This window comes from Lutibacter sp. Hel_I_33_5, from assembly GCF_007827455.1.
Lineage (GTDB): Bacteria > Bacteroidota > Bacteroidia > Flavobacteriales > Flavobacteriaceae > Polaribacter.
On the sequence record NZ_VISM01000001.1, the window covers coordinates 1232923 to 1250694 of the forward strand.

The 17772-nt window shown below is 29.9% G+C and carries 14 protein-coding genes; 6 read left to right on the plus strand and 8 right to left on the minus strand.

Annotation, left to right across the window (positions count from 1 at the left end; genetic code table 11):
- Positions 1-79: 79 nt before the first annotated feature.
- Both OD91_RS05385 and OD91_RS05390 read right to left on the minus strand, forming a co-directional pair.
- Positions 80-1021 (minus strand): GYDIA family GHMP kinase, encoded by a 942-nt coding sequence (locus tag OD91_RS05385; RefSeq protein ID WP_144895361.1) that lies wholly within the window; start codon positions 1019-1021, stop codon positions 80-82.
- Positions 1022-1143: 122 nt separating this feature from the next.
- Entirely contained in the window at positions 1144-2904 is a 1761-nt protein-coding gene (locus tag OD91_RS05390) for a hydroxymethylglutaryl-CoA reductase, degradative (protein ID WP_255513188.1), read from the minus strand.
- A 115-nt stretch (positions 2905-3019) separates the two neighbouring features.
- Here OD91_RS05390 and OD91_RS05395 point away from each other — a divergent pair, with 115 nt between their 5' ends.
- From OD91_RS05395 to OD91_RS05410, 4 genes are all read left to right on the plus strand, one after another.
- Positions 3020-5203 (plus strand): S9 family peptidase, encoded by a 2184-nt coding sequence (locus OD91_RS05395; protein ID WP_144895363.1) that lies wholly within the window; start codon positions 3020-3022, stop codon positions 5201-5203.
- Between the two features lie 14 nt (positions 5204-5217).
- Entirely contained in the window at positions 5218-6648 is a 1431-nt protein-coding gene (locus tag OD91_RS05400; RefSeq protein WP_144895364.1) for a peptide MFS transporter, read from the plus strand.
- Between the two features lie 72 nt (positions 6649-6720).
- Positions 6721-8502 (plus strand): peptide MFS transporter, encoded by a 1782-nt coding sequence (locus tag OD91_RS05405; protein ID WP_144895365.1) that lies wholly within the window; start codon positions 6721-6723, stop codon positions 8500-8502.
- 89 nt (positions 8503-8591) lie between these two features.
- Positions 8592-9107, plus strand: a complete 516-nt coding sequence (locus tag OD91_RS05410; RefSeq protein ID WP_144895366.1) for a DUF255 domain-containing protein — start codon at positions 8592-8594, stop codon at positions 9105-9107.
- A gap of 271 nt (positions 9108-9378) precedes the next feature.
- On the opposite strand, the gene OD91_RS05415 is transcribed toward OD91_RS05410, so the two are convergent.
- The 6 genes from OD91_RS05415 to surE are packed head-to-tail and all read right to left on the minus strand — an operon-like array spanning position 9379 to position 14901.
- Positions 9379-11406, minus strand: coding sequence for a ComEC/Rec2 family competence protein (locus tag OD91_RS05415; RefSeq protein WP_144895367.1), 2028 nt, complete (start codon positions 11404-11406; stop codon positions 9379-9381).
- A gap of 55 nt (positions 11407-11461) precedes the next feature.
- Entirely contained in the window at positions 11462-12235 is a 774-nt protein-coding gene (locus tag OD91_RS05420) for a LuxR C-terminal-related transcriptional regulator (protein WP_144895368.1), read from the minus strand.
- A 28-nt stretch (positions 12236-12263) separates the two neighbouring features.
- Positions 12264-12743 carry a C40 family peptidase gene (locus OD91_RS05425; RefSeq protein WP_144895369.1) on the minus strand — a complete coding sequence of 160 codons (480 nt, stop codon included), beginning with the start codon at positions 12741-12743 and terminating at the stop codon, positions 12264-12266.
- Positions 12736-13851: a lipid-A-disaccharide synthase gene (lpxB, locus tag OD91_RS05430; RefSeq protein ID WP_144895370.1), complete on the minus strand. Its 1116-nt coding sequence runs from the start codon at positions 13849-13851 to the stop codon at positions 12736-12738. The genes OD91_RS05425 and lpxB overlap by 8 nt, the downstream gene beginning before the upstream one ends.
- 4 nt (positions 13852-13855) lie before the next feature.
- Positions 13856-14143 (minus strand): hypothetical protein, encoded by a 288-nt coding sequence (locus OD91_RS05435; protein WP_144895371.1) that lies wholly within the window; start codon positions 14141-14143, stop codon positions 13856-13858.
- Positions 14131-14901: a 5'/3'-nucleotidase SurE gene (gene surE, locus OD91_RS05440; protein ID WP_144895372.1), complete on the minus strand. Its 771-nt coding sequence runs from the start codon at positions 14899-14901 to the stop codon at positions 14131-14133. Before surE ends, OD91_RS05435 begins: the two co-directional genes overlap by 13 nt.
- 121 nt (positions 14902-15022) lie before the next feature.
- On the opposite strand from surE, the gene OD91_RS05445 reads away from it, so the two are divergent.
- Positions 15023-15541 carry a hypothetical protein gene (locus OD91_RS05445; protein ID WP_144895373.1) on the plus strand — a complete coding sequence of 173 codons (519 nt, stop codon included), beginning with the start codon at positions 15023-15025 and terminating at the stop codon, positions 15539-15541.
- A gap of 69 nt (positions 15542-15610) precedes the next feature.
- Positions 15611-17737 carry a carboxy terminal-processing peptidase gene (locus OD91_RS05450; protein WP_144895374.1) on the plus strand — a complete coding sequence of 709 codons (2127 nt, stop codon included), beginning with the start codon at positions 15611-15613 and terminating at the stop codon, positions 17735-17737.
- Positions 17738-17772 lie beyond the last annotated feature (35 nt).

The window sequence follows — 17772 nt, forward strand, 5'->3', positions numbered from 1 at the left end:
CAAGACCTCTCGACTGCGCTCGAGGTGACATTTAGAAAGTTATTTATCAGGTCGAGCGCAGTCGAGACCTAATTTAATATTATAAAATCATTTCTGAATACTTAAGAATTGTTTCAAACCCTTTATTTTTAAAATAATCTGGTGTGTCATTATTTCCTGTAGCCAATACAAAATCGCCGCCCCAAGCACCTAAACTTTTTACAGCACCAAAATAATCTGGAAACAAGTTTTCTTTTATTGGCTTCAATTTAATTATTGAACTTATAATACGTTCATGCTCAATAATTATTTTATCTAAATCTTTAACTGAAAAAGCTTTCACAAATTCATCCGATAAATTTGAAATTTGTTGAATGTCACTTTGAGCGGAATCGAAAGGTCTTTTCTTTATATAATCTCTATATCTCTTTATACCTTCCTTACTATCTTGCTTTTTATTTAAGTGAACAAAAAACAATTCATCAGAAAAATCTGGATAAAATTCAACTTGATTTACAATCGGTTTTCCGTCATTTAATTGATAAAAAATTGGCGAATCATTTTGTGCACAAGCGATATCATATCCACTACCTTTAAAGGAATTCCATAACAATTTAAAAGCATCCACTTTTGCCCAAGAGGCAATATTATTAATTAATGTTGAAGAACTCCCTAATCCCCAATTTTGAGGAAATGTTAGATTTGTTTTTACAACAAAACCATTTTCTGTTTGTAAAAAATCTGGATTCAACTTTTTAGCTTCTTGTAAAATTTCTAGCAAGGTTTCTGCGATAAATTCAGCGTTTCCTTCTTTTTCAGAATTAAAAGTACAGTTAGCCAATCGTAATTTGGGTAAATCAAAAACAGCTTCAAACCAACATTCACCAGTATTAGTAAAACTTCCCCAAATCAATTGTGATTCCTTTATCGGCTCAACAACTAAATCTTGTCCAAATTTTGTTGGAACAGCAAGTGATTTTGCACCGTCTAAAATTAGGTATTCGCCTGTTAATAAAAGTTTTCCGTTACTATAATGATTCATTAAATCTGTCTGGTCGAGCGCAGTCGAGACCTTTTTTGCAATAATATTTATAACCTCTCGACTGCGCTCGAGGAGACATCTTTATTTCTAAATCCCTGACTTTTCAGGAATGACAACTTATATCAAACTAAGTTGAATTGTTTAAAATGATGTGTGAAATGTTTTACATGAAATTTACACCAATACTCATAATTTAAATCTCCAAAAAACGGATGAACAATACTATCATCATTATTTTTTTTGTAATAATCTTGAAAAGCAGCGATCTGATTATATAATTCATTTTTTGCTTCTTCCAAAGAATCAAAAATCATTTTATTAGGTTCTTCCGATAAAAATGGCGCTTTAAAACCAACTTGCAATTCGTTATTGGTATTTAAAAAAGGTTTTCTTCTAGCTGATTTATCATCAGAAACAAAAATATTAACTTCTTTACTTCCGTTAGAAATTTGTAAAATTAAACTCACATGCTCAATCATTTGTTGTGCATTCATTTTACCAAAACTAGGTTTTGTAGTAACCGTTAATTTTGACAAATAACCTTCAACTTCTTTTTTATCTAAAAAATTAACCCAATTGATTGTTGGTTTTCTAAGCGAATTTAATTTATCAATTACTGCACTATGAGATGCTGTTTTATTTTCAAAATAAGCAGCAACTTGTTCTTTTTCTTGATTGGTTGCATTTTGTTGATTTAAGATATTCATCAAATGCATCTTCATATGTCCATGCTGAATTCCTTTGGTTGTTAAAGCTCTTAAGGCAGCAAAATTTTGTGCTAATCCAGCAGTTGCCATAATTTGCATCAATTCTCTTGCTGAAGGTTTTTGCAGCATTTCCAAAGATAATTTTGCCATAGGATGCAAAGCGGTTAATCCACCAACGGTACCTAATGCTAACGGAATCTCTATCCAAAACCTAAAAACACCATCTTTAATTTCACAATGTGTTAGACTTCTATACTGTCCATCTTTTGACGCATACGCATGTGCTCCAGCTTCAACAGCTCTAAAATCATTCCCAGTAGCTAACACAACGGAATCTATGCCATTCATAATCCCTTTATTATGCGTAACCGCTCGATAAGGTTCTATTTGTGCAATTTTTACTGCTTGATAAAATTTTTCTGCAAACTTCTGTGGGTTCTCTCCACCTAGTTCTTCTATCTTACAACGTACCTCAGCACGCACTACACATTCAGGAACATAATTAGACAAAATACTCATAACAATCTCTATTTCATCATTTCTAAATTTAGCAGCCATCGCTTCTAAACACGAATTAATAAAGTTTGCTCCCATTGAATCTTTCGTTTCAAAAGTTACATGTAATTGATAGTAATTATCTAGTTTTTCTGTCTTATCAACTAACTGAATATCTAAAATTCCGCCACCACGCTTTTCCATATTTTTGGTGATGGAAGCTGTAGCAGCATACAATTCAGTTTTATTTTGATTAAAATAATGTTCTAATTCTTTTTTATCTCCAGCGTACATAAAATGTACTTGACCAATTTTAGTGGTTGAAATAACCTCAGCTTTAAATCCGCCACGAGAACTCCAATATTTAGCCACTAAAGAAGCTGCCGCAACTACAGAACTTTCTTCTACAACCATTGGAATCACATAATCGAGTCCATTTATTATAAAATTTGGTGCTATTCCGTAAGGCAAATAAAAATTGGTAACCGTATTTTCTATAAAATCATCATGAAGCTGCTGCAATTTAGAATCTTGATTCCAATACTGCTTAAGCGTTTTTATAATTTCTGGTTGCTGATTAAAATAATTCTTTGCCAACCATTCTATTTTTTCTTCTTTTGAAAGTTTAGAAAACCCAGAAATAATTTTAGACATTCTTTTGTCAATTTTAAAGTTGAGCAAAGATAAATGAAACCTATTAAAATAAACCTACGATTTAGGATTTCTAATTTTTTAAGGTGTTTTTTGCCGATTTTTCCGTAAACTTGGCAAGCTTTTATTAAAACCGCAAAAATACATGAAGAAATTATTCATATTGTTTCTTGGGATCTCAACTTTTGTGAATGCACAGAAAAAAGATATCACCCTAGAAGACATCTGGAAAAAAGGAACATTTAGAGCAGAATACATGAACTCTCTAAATTCTATGAACGGCGATTATTATTCGCTTTTAAACTACGCAAACGGAAGCTCTTCCGTAGACAAATACAGTTACAAAACCTTAGAAAAAGTCAACACAATTGTTGATAGTAAAGATTTTGAAGATATTAAATACTTTGAATCCTATACATTTAATAATGATGAAACAAAATTGATTTTAGGTGTCGATTTTAAGCCTATTTTTCGTCATTCTTTTTTAGGAACTTTTTACACCTATGACATTGCAACTAAATCTACACAATTAATTGGTAAAGATATTCAGAGACCTACTTTTTCACCAGACAGTAAAAAAGTAGCTTTTGCAAAAGACAATAATTTATTTGTTACAGACTTTACTACAAATACAACCTATCAAATTACAAAAGACGGTAAGAAAAACGAAATCATTAACGGTATTACAGATTGGGTTTACGAAGAAGAGTTTGCTTTTGTAAGAGCTTTTGAATGGAGTAAAGACAGTAAACACATTGCTTTTTTACGTTTTGATGAAAGTAAAGTAAAAACCTTTTCTATGGATGTTTACGGGACAGGAAAATATCCAACTCAAGAAGTATTTAAATATCCAAAAGCAGGTGAAGATAATGCAATTGTAACCTTGCATATGTTTACGTTAAGTAATAAAAATACTAGAAAAGTTGATGTTGGTGAGTATGAATATATCCCGAGAATTAATTGGACAAAAGACAACCATACACTTTCTGTAAGAACTTTAAATCGTCATCAAAATGATTTAAAATTATTCTTTGTGGATTCAAATTCTTTAGAAAAAACATTGATTTTAAATGAAACCGATAAAGCTTATGTTGATGTTACTGATGATTTAACTTTTTTAAATGATAATAGTTTTATTTGGACAAGCGAGAAAGATGGTTACAATCATATTTATCATTATAATAAAAGTGGAAAACTAATCAATCAAATCACTAAAGGAAATTGGGAAGTAACTTCTTACTATGGTTTTGATGCTAATAAAAAAACAATTTATTATCAATCTGTAGAAAATGGTTCTATAAACAGAGGCGTTTACAGTATTTCTTTAAAAGGAAAAAAGAAAAAATTATTAAGTAATGCTTCCGGAAACAATAGAGCATCCTTTAGTAAAAACAGACACTTTTTTATCAATACATTTTCAGATGCAAACACACCTCCAGTGTATACCTTAAGAAATAACAAAGGAAATATCTTAAAAACGATAAAAGATAATGCTAATTTAAAAGAGCTTATTTCTAACTATAACTTAAGTAAAAAAGAATTTTCTACTATAAAAATTAATGGGTACGATTTAAATATGTACACCATAAAACCTTCAAATTTTGATTCTTCAAAAAAATATCCTGTTTTAATGTATCAGTATTCTGGACCAGGATCACAAAGTGTATCTAACAGATGGAATGGGTCGAATGATTATTGGCATCAAATGTTAGCACAAAACGGGTATATTATTGTTTGTGTTGATGGACGTGGAACAGGTTTAAAAGGAAGAGACTTTAAGAAACTTACCTATATGAATTTGGTGAAATTAGAAACCGAAGATCAAATAGCTGTAGCTAAAGAGTTTGCAAAAAAACCATATGTAGATGCTGATAAAATTGGTATTTGGGGTTGGTCTTTTGGAGGTCACATGAGCACAAATTCACTTTTAAAAGGGAACGATGTTTTTTCTGCTGCAATTGCAGTTGCTCCAGTTACTACATGGCGTTTTTATGATACAATTTATACAGAACGTTATATGCGAACGCCAGAAGAAAATCCTGCTGGATATGACGACAACTCACCTATTAATTATCCAGAATTATTAAAAGGAAACTATATGTTAATTCATGGTACTGGTGATGATAATGTACACGCACAAAATGCTATGAGAATGGCTGAAGCATTAATACAAGCTAATAAACAATTTGAATGGGGAATGTATCCAGATAAAAATCATGGAATTTATGGCGGAAATACAAGACTTCATTTGTACAATAAAATGACTAATTTTATTTACAAAAACTTAGGGAAAAAGGATAAAAAACAAGTACATAAAATTAAAGGATAAAAACTATATAAAACATGAGTGACTTAGTAAAACAACCACACGAAAAAGAATTATTTGGACATCCAGTTGGATTGTACGTTTTATTCTTTGTAGAGATGTGGGAACGATTTTCTTATTATGGAATGAGAGCACTACTTACATTATTTTTAGTAGCTCCAATTATTACAGGTGACCCACAATCAGGGTATGGTTGGTCCAATTCTGAAACAATTGCATTCTATGGAACTTATACAATGTTTGTTTACTTAACCTCTATACCTGGTGGATGGATTGCCGATAAATTTATTGGTCAAAAGAAAGCTGTTATGTTAGGTGGGTTACTCTTATGTTTAGGTCATGGTATTTTAGCAATAGATGCTCAGTGGGCATTTTTTACAGGATTAATATTAATTGTAATTGGAGTTGGTTTTTTAAAGCCAAATATATCTTCAATGGTTGGTGGATTATATAATAAAGGTGATGATAGAAGAGATCGTGGTTTTTATATTTTTTATATTGGAATTAATTTAGGTGCATTCTTAGGTGCATTAATAGTAGGTGCTGTTGCTGCAAAATATGGATGGCATTATGGTTTTGGTTTAGCTGGAATAGGAATGGCATTAGGTCAAATTGTATATTTATATGGTCAAAAATATTTAAAAGGTATTGGAGAATTTTCAGGAGGAGACAAAGCCACAACTGAGGAAAAAGAAGCTAGAAAAAGACCACTAACTAAAATTGAAAAAGATAGAATGTTAGTTATGTTTTTATCTTTTTTAATCATTGTTGTTTTTTGGGGAGCTTTTGAACAGGCTGGAGGATTAATGAGTATTTACACTGATCAAAAGACAGATAGAATGTTATCTTTTTCTTTGCCATTGATTGGTAACGAAGTACCAGCAGCAGTTTTTCAATCTATTAATGCATTTTTCATTATTACTTTAGGTACTCTTGTAGGTAGTTTTTGGCATAAATGGGGCAAAAAAGGGAAAGAATCATCTTCATTATTTAAAATGGCAATTGGAGTAATAATTATGGGATTTGGATTCTTTTTCATGAGTAAGGCATCTACTGAAGTTGTTATGGATGGAGAAAGAATTGCAGAAAAATCTGCAATGGTTTGGTTAGTTTTAGCTTATTTATTTCACACCATTGGAGAATTATGTGCTTCTCCAGTAGCATTATCTTTTATTACAAAATTAGCACCTTTAAAATATGCTTCATTTATGATGGGAGCTTATTTTGCTGCTACCGGATTTGGGAATAAACTGGCAGGATTAGTTGGGGGTATATCTGAAAATGCTGGAGAATTTCAAGTTTTTACAGGAATTGCAATTTTTTGTTCAGTTTTTGCATTATTAGTTATTGCTATTTTAAAACCTTTAAAACGTTTAACCCATGGTGCTGAAGACATAAAAGGTTCAAAGCATGAAGAAGCTGAAGGATTCGAATTAGCTGACAATTAAAATTATTAAAAACCTCATAATTCATTTATTTATGAGGTTTTATATTTCTATAAAAATTCTAACACATAAAATATGAATACAGATATTGAAAACCTTTTTAAAGACAAAGTTTTAGGACATCCAGCTGGATTGTTTGTTTTATTCTTTACAGAAATGTGGGAACGTTTTTCGTATTACGGAATGCGAGCATTATTAGTTTTATTTTTTACAGCTTCTTTACTGGACGATGGTTGGGGCTGGCCAAGAGAATGGGCATTTGCAATTTTTGGAACCTATACTTCTTTAGTTTATCTATCTACCATGGTTGGAGGATATTTTGCTGATAATGTTATTGGTATAAGAAAAGCTGTTGTAATAGGTGCATTATTAATGACTTTGGGACATGCATGTATGGCTGTAGAAACTTCTTTCTTTATTTATATGGGATTAGGTCTTTTAGTTATTGGTAGTGGTTTTTTTAAACCTAACATGACTTCTATTATTTCTGAAATGTATAAAGGCAAAGAAGGTAAAAAAGATGGTGCTTATACTATATTTTATATGGGTGTAAATGCAGGAGCTTTTTTAGGAATTCTTCTATGCGGTTATTTAGGCGAGAAAATTGGATGGTCGTATGGTTTTGGTGTTGCTGGTATTTTTATGTTGTTTGGATTATTACAATTTTGGTTAGCCCAAGGTATTTTTGGAAGTATCGGTGATGGTCCTAAAAACAAAAATGAAGACGTTTTAGACGTAGTACTTGGAACTGAAGATTCTGTAACAGAATTTGATGAGGTAGAAACAAAAAGAAATCCATTTGATGGTTTTCAAAAAACCTTAATTGCTATTTCTTCTATTTTAGGTTTATTATGGATTTTTAACGATCCTATTTCGAAAATATCTGAAGGGAAATACAATATTTTCCCATTCGAATTTGCAGGTTATACAGGTTCAACAATTGCAATAATAACTGCTTTTTTAATTTTTATTCTTTTATTAGTTATTAGAATACCAAAATATACACCAGTTTTAAGAGACAGGATGTTAGCTGTAATGTTTTTTGCTTTTGTAACTATTTTCTTTTGGGCTATTTTTGAACAATCTCCAAGTTCATTAACCATTTTTGCAAGGGATTACACCGATAGAGTATTAGAAGGAAGTGCTGGTCTCATATTTAAGATAGTTAACTCTTTAATGACAATAGTTCCTTTAGGAATTATTACTTGGGTTTTATATTTGTTATTCCAAAAAACATTTGAAAAATACAAATGGTCAAATATATTTCTGACTATTAGTTTTATCATCATTTGGTTTATTGCTATTTGGATGTTAAATGAAGAATTTCAAAAAGATACAACTGAAATTCCAGCATCTTGGTTCTCAATTTTAAACTCATTATATATTATCACTTTAGCACCTTTATTTTCTAAATGGTGGGAAAGTAAATACAATCCAAATGCAAATATGAAATGGGCAATTGGAATGGGATTATTAGGATTAGGTATGGCAGTAATTGCTGTTGGTGCTGGAGATATTGAACCTGGTGCAAAAACAGCATCAGTTAGTGTTATTTGGCTAATTTTAGTATATCTTTTCCATACTATGGGAGAACTTTGTGTATCACCCGTAGCGTTATCTTATGTATCAAAATTGGTACCAGGTAGAATGATCGCATTTATGTTTGGTATTTGGTATTTAGCTGTGGCAATTGGAATGAAATTAGCAGGTGTATTTGCAGAGTCATCAGAAGCAATTGCGCAAGAGAAAGGAATTAGTAGTTTCTTCTGGATACTAACTGGAGTCTCTTTTGGATTAGCAATTTTATCTGCTGTATTATATCCTGTGATTAAAAAATTAATGCACGGAGTTAAATAAATCTTATTATAAAAATTAAAATAAAAGCATCGAAAATTCGATGCTTTTATTTTTTGTAAATTTGGCATACAGTTTGCGACGTACTAAGTATGAAAAAATATATTTTACTTTTCCTTTTAATAAGTTTTGCTTTTAATAGTAATGCTCAAAAAGTTAATTGGGTTTCATTTGAACAAGCCATTGAAATTAATAAAACAGATCCAAAACCTTTTATCATTGATATCTATACCGATTGGTGTGGTTGGTGTAAAAAAATGGATAAAACTACTTACAGCAATAAAGTAATTATTGATTATATAAACACTCATTTTCATGCTGTAAAAATGGATGGAGAAGGAAAAGATGATATTTCTTTTAAGGGAAATACATTTAAATTTAAAAAACAAGGTAGAAATGGGTATCATGAATTAACTGCCACTTTAATGAATGGTAAATTGTCGTATCCATCAACCATTTTTTTTAACAAAAAGGAAGAACTACTCCAAAATGTTCCAGGCTACTTATCTAAAGAAAAGCTAGAAAAAATACTTGTCTTTTTTAATGATAAAGTTTACGAAACTTCCAATTGGAAAGATTTTGAAAAAAGTTTTAAAAGCAACCTATAATATCAAACTTTAAAACAATTCGTTTTAATTTTTTTCATTTCCTTTTTTCTTTTAAAGAAGAAAAATACTTCCAATATCATACACCTTATTTTTTGTAACAGAAAAGCATACTTTCATGTACAAAAAATTAAGACTTACAACATTATTTTTTTTTAAATTCAATATAATAGTTTCTTTACACGTATTATAATACAAGTAAAAATCAACATAGGAGTGGTTTGCTGGGATGGCGTAAAATCGCTCCATTTGTTGATGACAATACAATTATCATTCACTTATTTATACTAATTGCGCCTGTTGTTTTTGTGTTATGAAAAGATATATTTTCACTTAAAGAAGTCAATTTCCATCTTTTTACATAACTTTTATAATTAGACCCATCGGCAATAATTTGTTCTGGGTTTAATTGAGCAATCATTCTTTTTAAATTGATTTTAGGCGAATTTTGTAATATCACAATCGGTTTAATTAAACCCTTTATGTTGTATACACCTAAGCTATCAATCACTAAAATATGTTTCCCGTTCTGATTAAAAATTAATGGATATGTAGTGTGATATACCGTTTTTACGTGCTCACCAATTTTATAGGAAGTCAATAACTTTTGGTTTTGGATTTCTAAACTATCTAGGGTATGGTAAACCAATAACTGCTCTCCTACTCTTTTACCGATAATAGATTTTCTGTTTTTATGAAAAACAACAAACTGATTTCTTGAGTTTTTTATCGTTTTCTCAACTATTAAAACTGCAAAAAGTAATGCTATCGATATTGAAAACACAACAGTTCTTTTAAATGATTTTTTGCCTAAATAAGAAACGCCACTAATAATTAATACATACCAAGAAATCATTAAAAAAAATGACATAGAAATTTCTCTCCATAAAAACCCTTCTTGTTCTGCAATCCAACTAACAAATTGATTCATAATTGAGATAATACCGCTATAAAATTCAGCTATAAATTTTGGGAGAATTGATAACAGAGCTAGTATAATTACTAAAATTCCTCCGAATAAAATCAATCCTAGAAAAGGTATGATTACTATATTAGAAAGTATAAATAAGCTAGGAAACTGATGAAAATAATATAAACTTATGGGTAAAACTCCTACTTGTGCCGCGATAGAAACCGTAATTAACTGCCAAAGCTTATCTACTAACTTGAATTTTGGCATCCATAGAGTATACAATTTAGGTTGCAACCAAACAATTCCGAATACAGCTAAATAACTTAGTTGAAAACCAACATCAAATAAAAACATCGGTTTAATAAGTAGTAGAAAAAACATAGAGGTAATTAAAGAAAAATAGATGTTGTTTTTTCGGTTAGATAAACTACCAATTGCTATAAATGTAAACATAGTTACTGCTCTAACTACAGATGCAGATAAACTTGCTATAAATGCAAAAAACCAAAGTAGAATTACAATTAATAAAACTTTAATTTCTTTACCTTTTTTAAAGTATTCTACTGGTTTTAAAAGCCAAGAAAGCAATAGCAAAATAATTCCGATATGCAATCCAGAAACTGCTAGGATATGTATTGCACCTGCATCTGCATAATTGTTTATTAACTCTTTGGAGATATCTTGTCTTTGACCTAATAGTAAAGCGTTTATTACACCTAATTCGTCTCCTACAAAACCATCCTTATTTAAGGATACTTGTATTGTTTTCCTAATGTTTTCAGAAAATCCAAATAAAGAAACCTCATTATTTTCTACTATTTTTAGTGTATGATATTCAGTAAAAACTTGGTTATAGATTCCTTGTTTTACTAAATAATTTTTATAATTAAACTGATGAAAATTTAATGGTGGTAAAACTTCTTTTATAGTAGGGTTTGTATATATTTTATCATCAACCTTTAAAATGTTTTGAGCAGTGTCTTTTTTAACATTTAGTAATATTTTACCAATTGTTTTTGTTTCATTTATTTGAATGACCGTTGCCTGATATTTATCATAATAGATACCTGGTTTTAATACTTTTTGAATTTTTAAAATAGCTCTAAAATCTTGTTGTAGGTAATTTTTATAATGATCTCTATAGCTAGTTTCATTATTAATGTATGTTGTTGAAACTCCTATACAAAACCAAACAAGAAGCGTTGTTATTGAAAATAACACCTTCTTTTTTAGTTTTAAAAATAGCCAGAGAATTCCTAATAAAAAACCAAAGAGAATTCCTAGTTTTAAAAATCCGTAATGCCAAAATTTAGTGTAAAATTGAATGAGAATCCCAACAATTAACATCAACAGGAAATGTATGGGAATATATTTCGATAAAATTTTCATAGCAAGTTAAAGTTACTAAAAAACTTTAACTTAGAATTTTATTCAAAAAAACTATTTATAACAACTGATTTAACAAACTATAATTAACAAGTTCAACTACAGAACTTAAGTTTAATTTTCGTAAAATATTTTTTCTATGGGTACTAATTGTATGGTGACTTAAAAATAATTTATCTGCAATTTGTTTAGTAGTATTATTTAAAGCAATTAATCTAATCACATCTAATTCTCTATTGCTTAAAGAAATATTTAATAATTTTTGAGAGTAGTTTTTATAGTAAATAGTCTCATATTCATTCTTATCATTTAGTTTTTTTATAACTCCAATAATAGGTCTTGGTTCTCCATTTCCAACTATTGAGCAATGTGCAACCCCAATAATAGGTTTTCCAGTTTCATCAAAAAAAGTAGGGCTCTGGTGCTCATACAAATTCAGATATTCTCCTTGAGCATTTTTAACTCTAAAATTCCATGTATAAGTTAACTTTGATCTATCTTCTAATGGCACTTTGGTCATTGTAAAAAGCATTAAATCTTCTATCGCAGACATCCAAATTGGTAAATCTTCTGGATGATGATTAGAAAACCAATAAGAAGCTCCTATTGTTTCCATCTTTTCAATATCTAAGCCTAGAGCATATTCAAAATTTTTACTAACAAACTCATAGAGTTGAGTTGTAGTATTGGTTACTATAAAAAAAGATTGTATTGGCGGTAAATATTCATCAAGTTCTCTAAGTTTATTAATGTGTTTTTCTACAATCTCTCCTTGATATTCTTTTTGAGTTTTAAAAATTTCTTTAAATATATCTAATGTATTTTCACTCATTCTCAATCATTTCTTTAAAAAATTCAAATTACAATACTCTTCTTGCTTTTACAAAAGCTCTTTTCCAATATTTTTGTGATAACAAAGATTCTATAACACCTCTTGAAGAGGTAGAATGAATAAACTTAATAGCTCCATTTTTTACTGAAGTTATTAAACCAACATGGTTTATTCTATTATGTCTTTTACTCGTTTTAAAAAAAAGTAAATCACCTTTTTTCACTCTATTTAATGAAACAGCATGCCCTTTTTTCGCCATCATTCTAGAAACTCTAGGTAACTGAACATTTTCTTTTTTAAAGGAAACAAAAACTAAACCAGAGCAATCCATTCCTTTTCTTGTAACTCCGCCAAACTTGTATTTTGTTCCTTTATAATTTTTAGCGACTCTAATAATCTTATCAACCTTAGAATTGGATTTGTTAGTATTTGACACTACTTTTTTTGTTGATGAACAAGAAGTCATCAACAAAGAAAAAACACTGATAAAAAATAATAATTTACGCATTTTTCAAACCTTTAATAATTAACGAAGCTGTTTTATCTGAAGCTCCTCTCCCACCTAATTTTTGTTCTAAATCGTGATATTCTTCGAATAAAGTTTCTCTATGATTCTGATCAAGAATTTTAGTCAATTCTAACTTCAAGTTTTTTGCAGTAAAATCACCCTGAATTAATTCTTTTACTACTTCTTTATCCATAATTAAATTAACCAAAGAAATAAATTTTAAAGTAACAATTCGTTTTGCAATTTGATACGATATGGTGCTTCCTTTATAACAAACAACTTGCGGCACTTTAAACAAGGCTGTTTCTAAAGTTGCTGTTCCCGAAGTTACTAATGCAGCGTTAGAAATACTTAATAAATCGTATGTTTTATTATTGATGAATTTTACATCTGAATCTTTAATAAATTGCTTGTAAAATTCAAATGATTGACTTGGCGCTCCTGCAATTACAAATTGATAGTCCTTAAAATCATCAACCAAAGAAAGCATTACAGATAACATTTTTGTAATTTCTTGCTTTCTACTTCCTGGCAATAAAGCAATAATTGGTTTATCGCTTAAATGATGTTCTGCTCTAAATTGTTGTTCATCAACTTGTTTTCTATCAGCTATTTCATCTAATAAAGGATGTCCAACAAAAGTAACTTTATAATCATGCTTTTTGTAAAATTTTTCTTCAAAAGGAAGAATTACAAACATGGCATCTACATCTCTTTTTATCTTTTTAATTCGCTTAGATCTACTTGCCCAAACTTGTGGAGAAATATAATAATTGGTTTTAAATCCTTGCTCTTTTGCCCATTTAGCAATTCGTAAATTAAAGCCCGAATTATCAATAAAAACAATCACATCAGGATTAAATTTTGCAATATCTTTTTTACAGAAAGAAATAAATGAAAGTATTTTTCTAAGATTAGAAATCACCTCAGCAAACCCCATAAAAGCACGTTCTTTATAATGACTCACTAAAGTTCCGCCAACAGATTTCATTAAATCTCCTCCCCAAAATCGAATGTCTGCTTGTGTATCTTTTTTATACAAAGCTTTCATTAAATTAGAACCATGTAAATCTCCAGATGCTTCTCCAGCAATGATATAATACTTCATAGGGTTAGAAGAATTTCAATACAAAAGTAAGTAAAGCTATTAAAATCACTGTCATTAACACACCTCTAGCTCTATAATCTTGCTTTTTTTTGATATAAATAAAGAATACAAATAAATTGGGTAATGCAGCTAAGGTTAATACTTGTCCGTATAAATCACCTTGTTTTATTAAATCGATGGTTTCATAAAAACCGTAACGAGAAAAATATTGTAAATACAGAAATAATCCTGCACAGGTTGCAAATATGGAGACTAATACACCTATTAAAACGTCCTTTTTTATAGATCCCAAGAGTTTAATTTTTGAATTGCATGATGCGCCGTCATATCAAACTGAACAGGAACCACGGAAACATAACCATTTTCCAATGCCCAAACATCGGTATCTTGTCCTTTATCTTTGTTTACAAACTCACCAGACAACCAATAATATTCTTTACCAAACGGACTTTTACGTTTATCAAAATCTTCTTTCCAATAGCCATTTGCTTGTCTACAGATTTTAATTCCTTTTATTTCTTCTTCTTTTAAATCTGGAACATTTACATTTAAAACAATACCTTCTGGCAAACCATTCAATAACGTATTTAAGGTAATCTTTTTCACAAATTCTTCTGAAGGTTTAAAATCTGCGTGCCATTTAAAATCTAATAAAGAAAATCCAATTGCTGGAATTCCTTCAATACCTGCTTCTACTGCAGCACTCATTGTACCTGAATAAATAACGTTTATTGAAGAATTTGACCCATGATTAATTCCTGAAACACATAAATCTGGCTTTTTATTCAGAATTTCACTTACCGCCATTTTTACACAATCTGCTGGTGTACCCGAACAGGTATATTCTAATTGCGGCCCATCATCTATAGTAATTGGGTTACAATGTAACACATTATCAACTGTAATTGCATGTCCCATACCGCTTTGCGGACTATCTGGCGCAACAACCACAACTTCACCAATTTTATTCATAATTTTAATTAAAGCTCGTATTCCTGGAGCAGTAATTCCATCATCATTCGTCACTAAAATTAAAGGTCTTTCTTGCATTTTTATAGATATAAACTTTTAAACAAATGTACTAGAAAATCGCGGAAGTTTATTTTAACATTTTGTAAAGATTAATCTTAGCTCTTTTTGTGTAACATTGTATTAGTAAAACTAAATTACTATGGCTCGCGTAATTACAAATCTTTTAATCTTAGCAATGTTAACTTTAACATCTATTTTAAAAGCGCAGGACACTCAAAAAAAACCTTGTTCAGAAATTGAATACAGTCAGTTTAATTTTTGGATTGGAGAATGGAATGTGTATGATACAAAAGATAAATTAATAGGCACTAGTAAAGTTTTAAAACAACATAACGCATGTGCGTTACAAGAAAACTGGACTTCTGCTTCTAGCTCAAGTAAAGGAACTAGTTATAGTTTTTACAAAAAAGGAGATACGACTTGGAATCAAGTTTGGGTAGACAATTCTGGAGGTTCTTTATTTTTAAAAGGAGAATTTACAGGAAATCAAATGATTTTATCTAGCGAATTTAAAGAAGGAAAAAACGGTGAATTTTGCGATAGAATTACTTGGACAAAAAAGTCTGATGGATCAGTAACACAGGTTTGGGATCGGGTAGCTACAGACGGTTCTGTAATACAACAAGCCTTTAAAGGAATATATAAAAAGAAAGAATAATAATTTTTGGCATTATTTTAGTAGTTTAGTATTCAAATTAACAAAAAGAATAAACGACAACAGTTTTATATGAAATTCAATTTTAAAAATACACTTATATTAATCGCATTTCTAACGATAAGTGCCCCACTATTTGCAAATAACAATCCTAAAGATAATGATCCTGAAAAAGATAAAGTTTTAGTTTCGGTACTAAATTACATGCTTTCTCGCGGACATTTTGTGGAAAAAAATATTGATGATGATTTTTCTGAACTCGTTTTTGATAGTTTTATTGATGGTTTAGATCCAAGTAAAAGATACTTTACGCAAGAAGACATTCAAGTTTTCTCTCAATATAAATATCAAATAGATAATCAATTAAAAGAAAGTGATATCAGTTTTTACAAATTGGTGTATGGACGTTTTACTGAACAAATAAAAACAGCAAAAAAATATTATGGAGATATCCTTTCAGATTCTTTTAACTACAAAAAGAAAGAAGAAATAGATTTAGATTATTCTGAAATTCCTTTTGCTTTAAATGAGAATGAATTAATTGATTATTGGCGTAAACAATTAAAATTACAAACGCTTGGAAAAATTCAAGAACGAGAAGAACAAGAAGCTGAAAAACTAAAAAAGAATAAAAAGTTTAAGAAAACTTCATTCAGAAAAATTGAAGCTGAAGCTAGAAAAGAGGTACTGAAAAACATGGAGGATTTATACATGCGCATTGAAGAATTAGAACATTCTGATTGGTTTTCTACATTTTTAAATAGTGTAGTTTCAGGTTTTGATCCCCATACTTCATACATGTCTCCTAGAATTAAAACTAGATTCGACCAAGAAATGTCTGGTAAATTAGAAGGAATTGGAGCACGTTTACAGAAAAAAGGAATCTACACTCATATTATAGAATTAGTTTCTGGAGGCCCTGCGTGGAAACAAGGTGAGTTGGAAGCTGGAGATATTATCCTAAAAGTTGCTCAAGCAGAAAAAGAACCCTTAGATATTGTTGGTATGCGTTTAGACGATGCTATTAAATTTATTAAAGGGAAAAAGGGGACAGAAGTAAGATTAACCGTTAAGAAAAAGTTAGACGGTTCTACCAAGATAATTTCTATCATTAGAGATGTGGTAGAATTAGAAGAAACTTTTGTTAAATCTACAGTTATTGAAAAAAACGGAAAAAAATATGGTCTAATAAATTTACCAAAATTCTATATCGATTTTAAAGACAATAACTACCGTGATTCTGCAAAAGACATGGAAACAGAAATTGAACGATTGAAAAAAGAAGGTGTAGAAGGTTTGTTAGTCGATTTAAGAAATAATGGTGGTGGCTCGTTAAAAACAGCCATAGAAATCTCTGGATTATTTATAAAAGAAGGTCCAGTTGTACAAGTAAAATACAGAGGAGAAAAACCGGTTATAGAAAATGACAGAGATGATAAAATTCAATGGGAAGGTCCTTTAGTAGTGATGGTAAATGAATTTTCTGCCTCAGCTTCAGAAATTTTTGCTGCTGCTATGCAAGATTATAAAAGAGCGGTAATTATCGGGGGAAATCAAACCTACGGTAAAGGAACTGTTCAAAAAGTATTGTCAATTAATCAATTTTATCCAAAATACGATAAAGACTTAGGGTTCTTAAAAATGACTGTTCAAAAATTCTATAGAATTAATGGCGGATCAACTCAAAAAGAAGGCGTGTATTCAGATATTGCCGTACCAAGCAGATATAGTTATATGGAGTTTGGCGAGCGTGATATGGATGGAGCTTTGTCTTGGGATAAAGTTGCTCAAGCAGATTATACGCAGACGAATTCTTACAATAACTTTGCAGATGTAGTGTATAACAGTAAAGATAGAGTGAATAAAAGTAAAGATTTTCAATTAATAAATAACTATGCCAAATGGTTAAAAGAAAATCAAGATGACACAACTTATTCTTTAAATTATAAGGAGTTTGTAAAAGAAAATAAAGATCAAAAAACACATGCAAAAAAGTTTAAAGATGTTTTTAAATTTAGCTCTAAGCTAAAATTTAATTCACCTAAATACGAATTACCCTTATTTAAGCAAGATACTATTTTAAAAGATAAAAGAGTGGCTTGGCATAAAAACTTATCTAAAGATATTTATGTAAACGAAGCTTTAAATGTGCTAAGTGAGCTTAAAATGAAAAAAGAAGTTGCTTTAGTTAAAAACTAACACTTACTTTAATAAATAATATAAACCCGATAGCT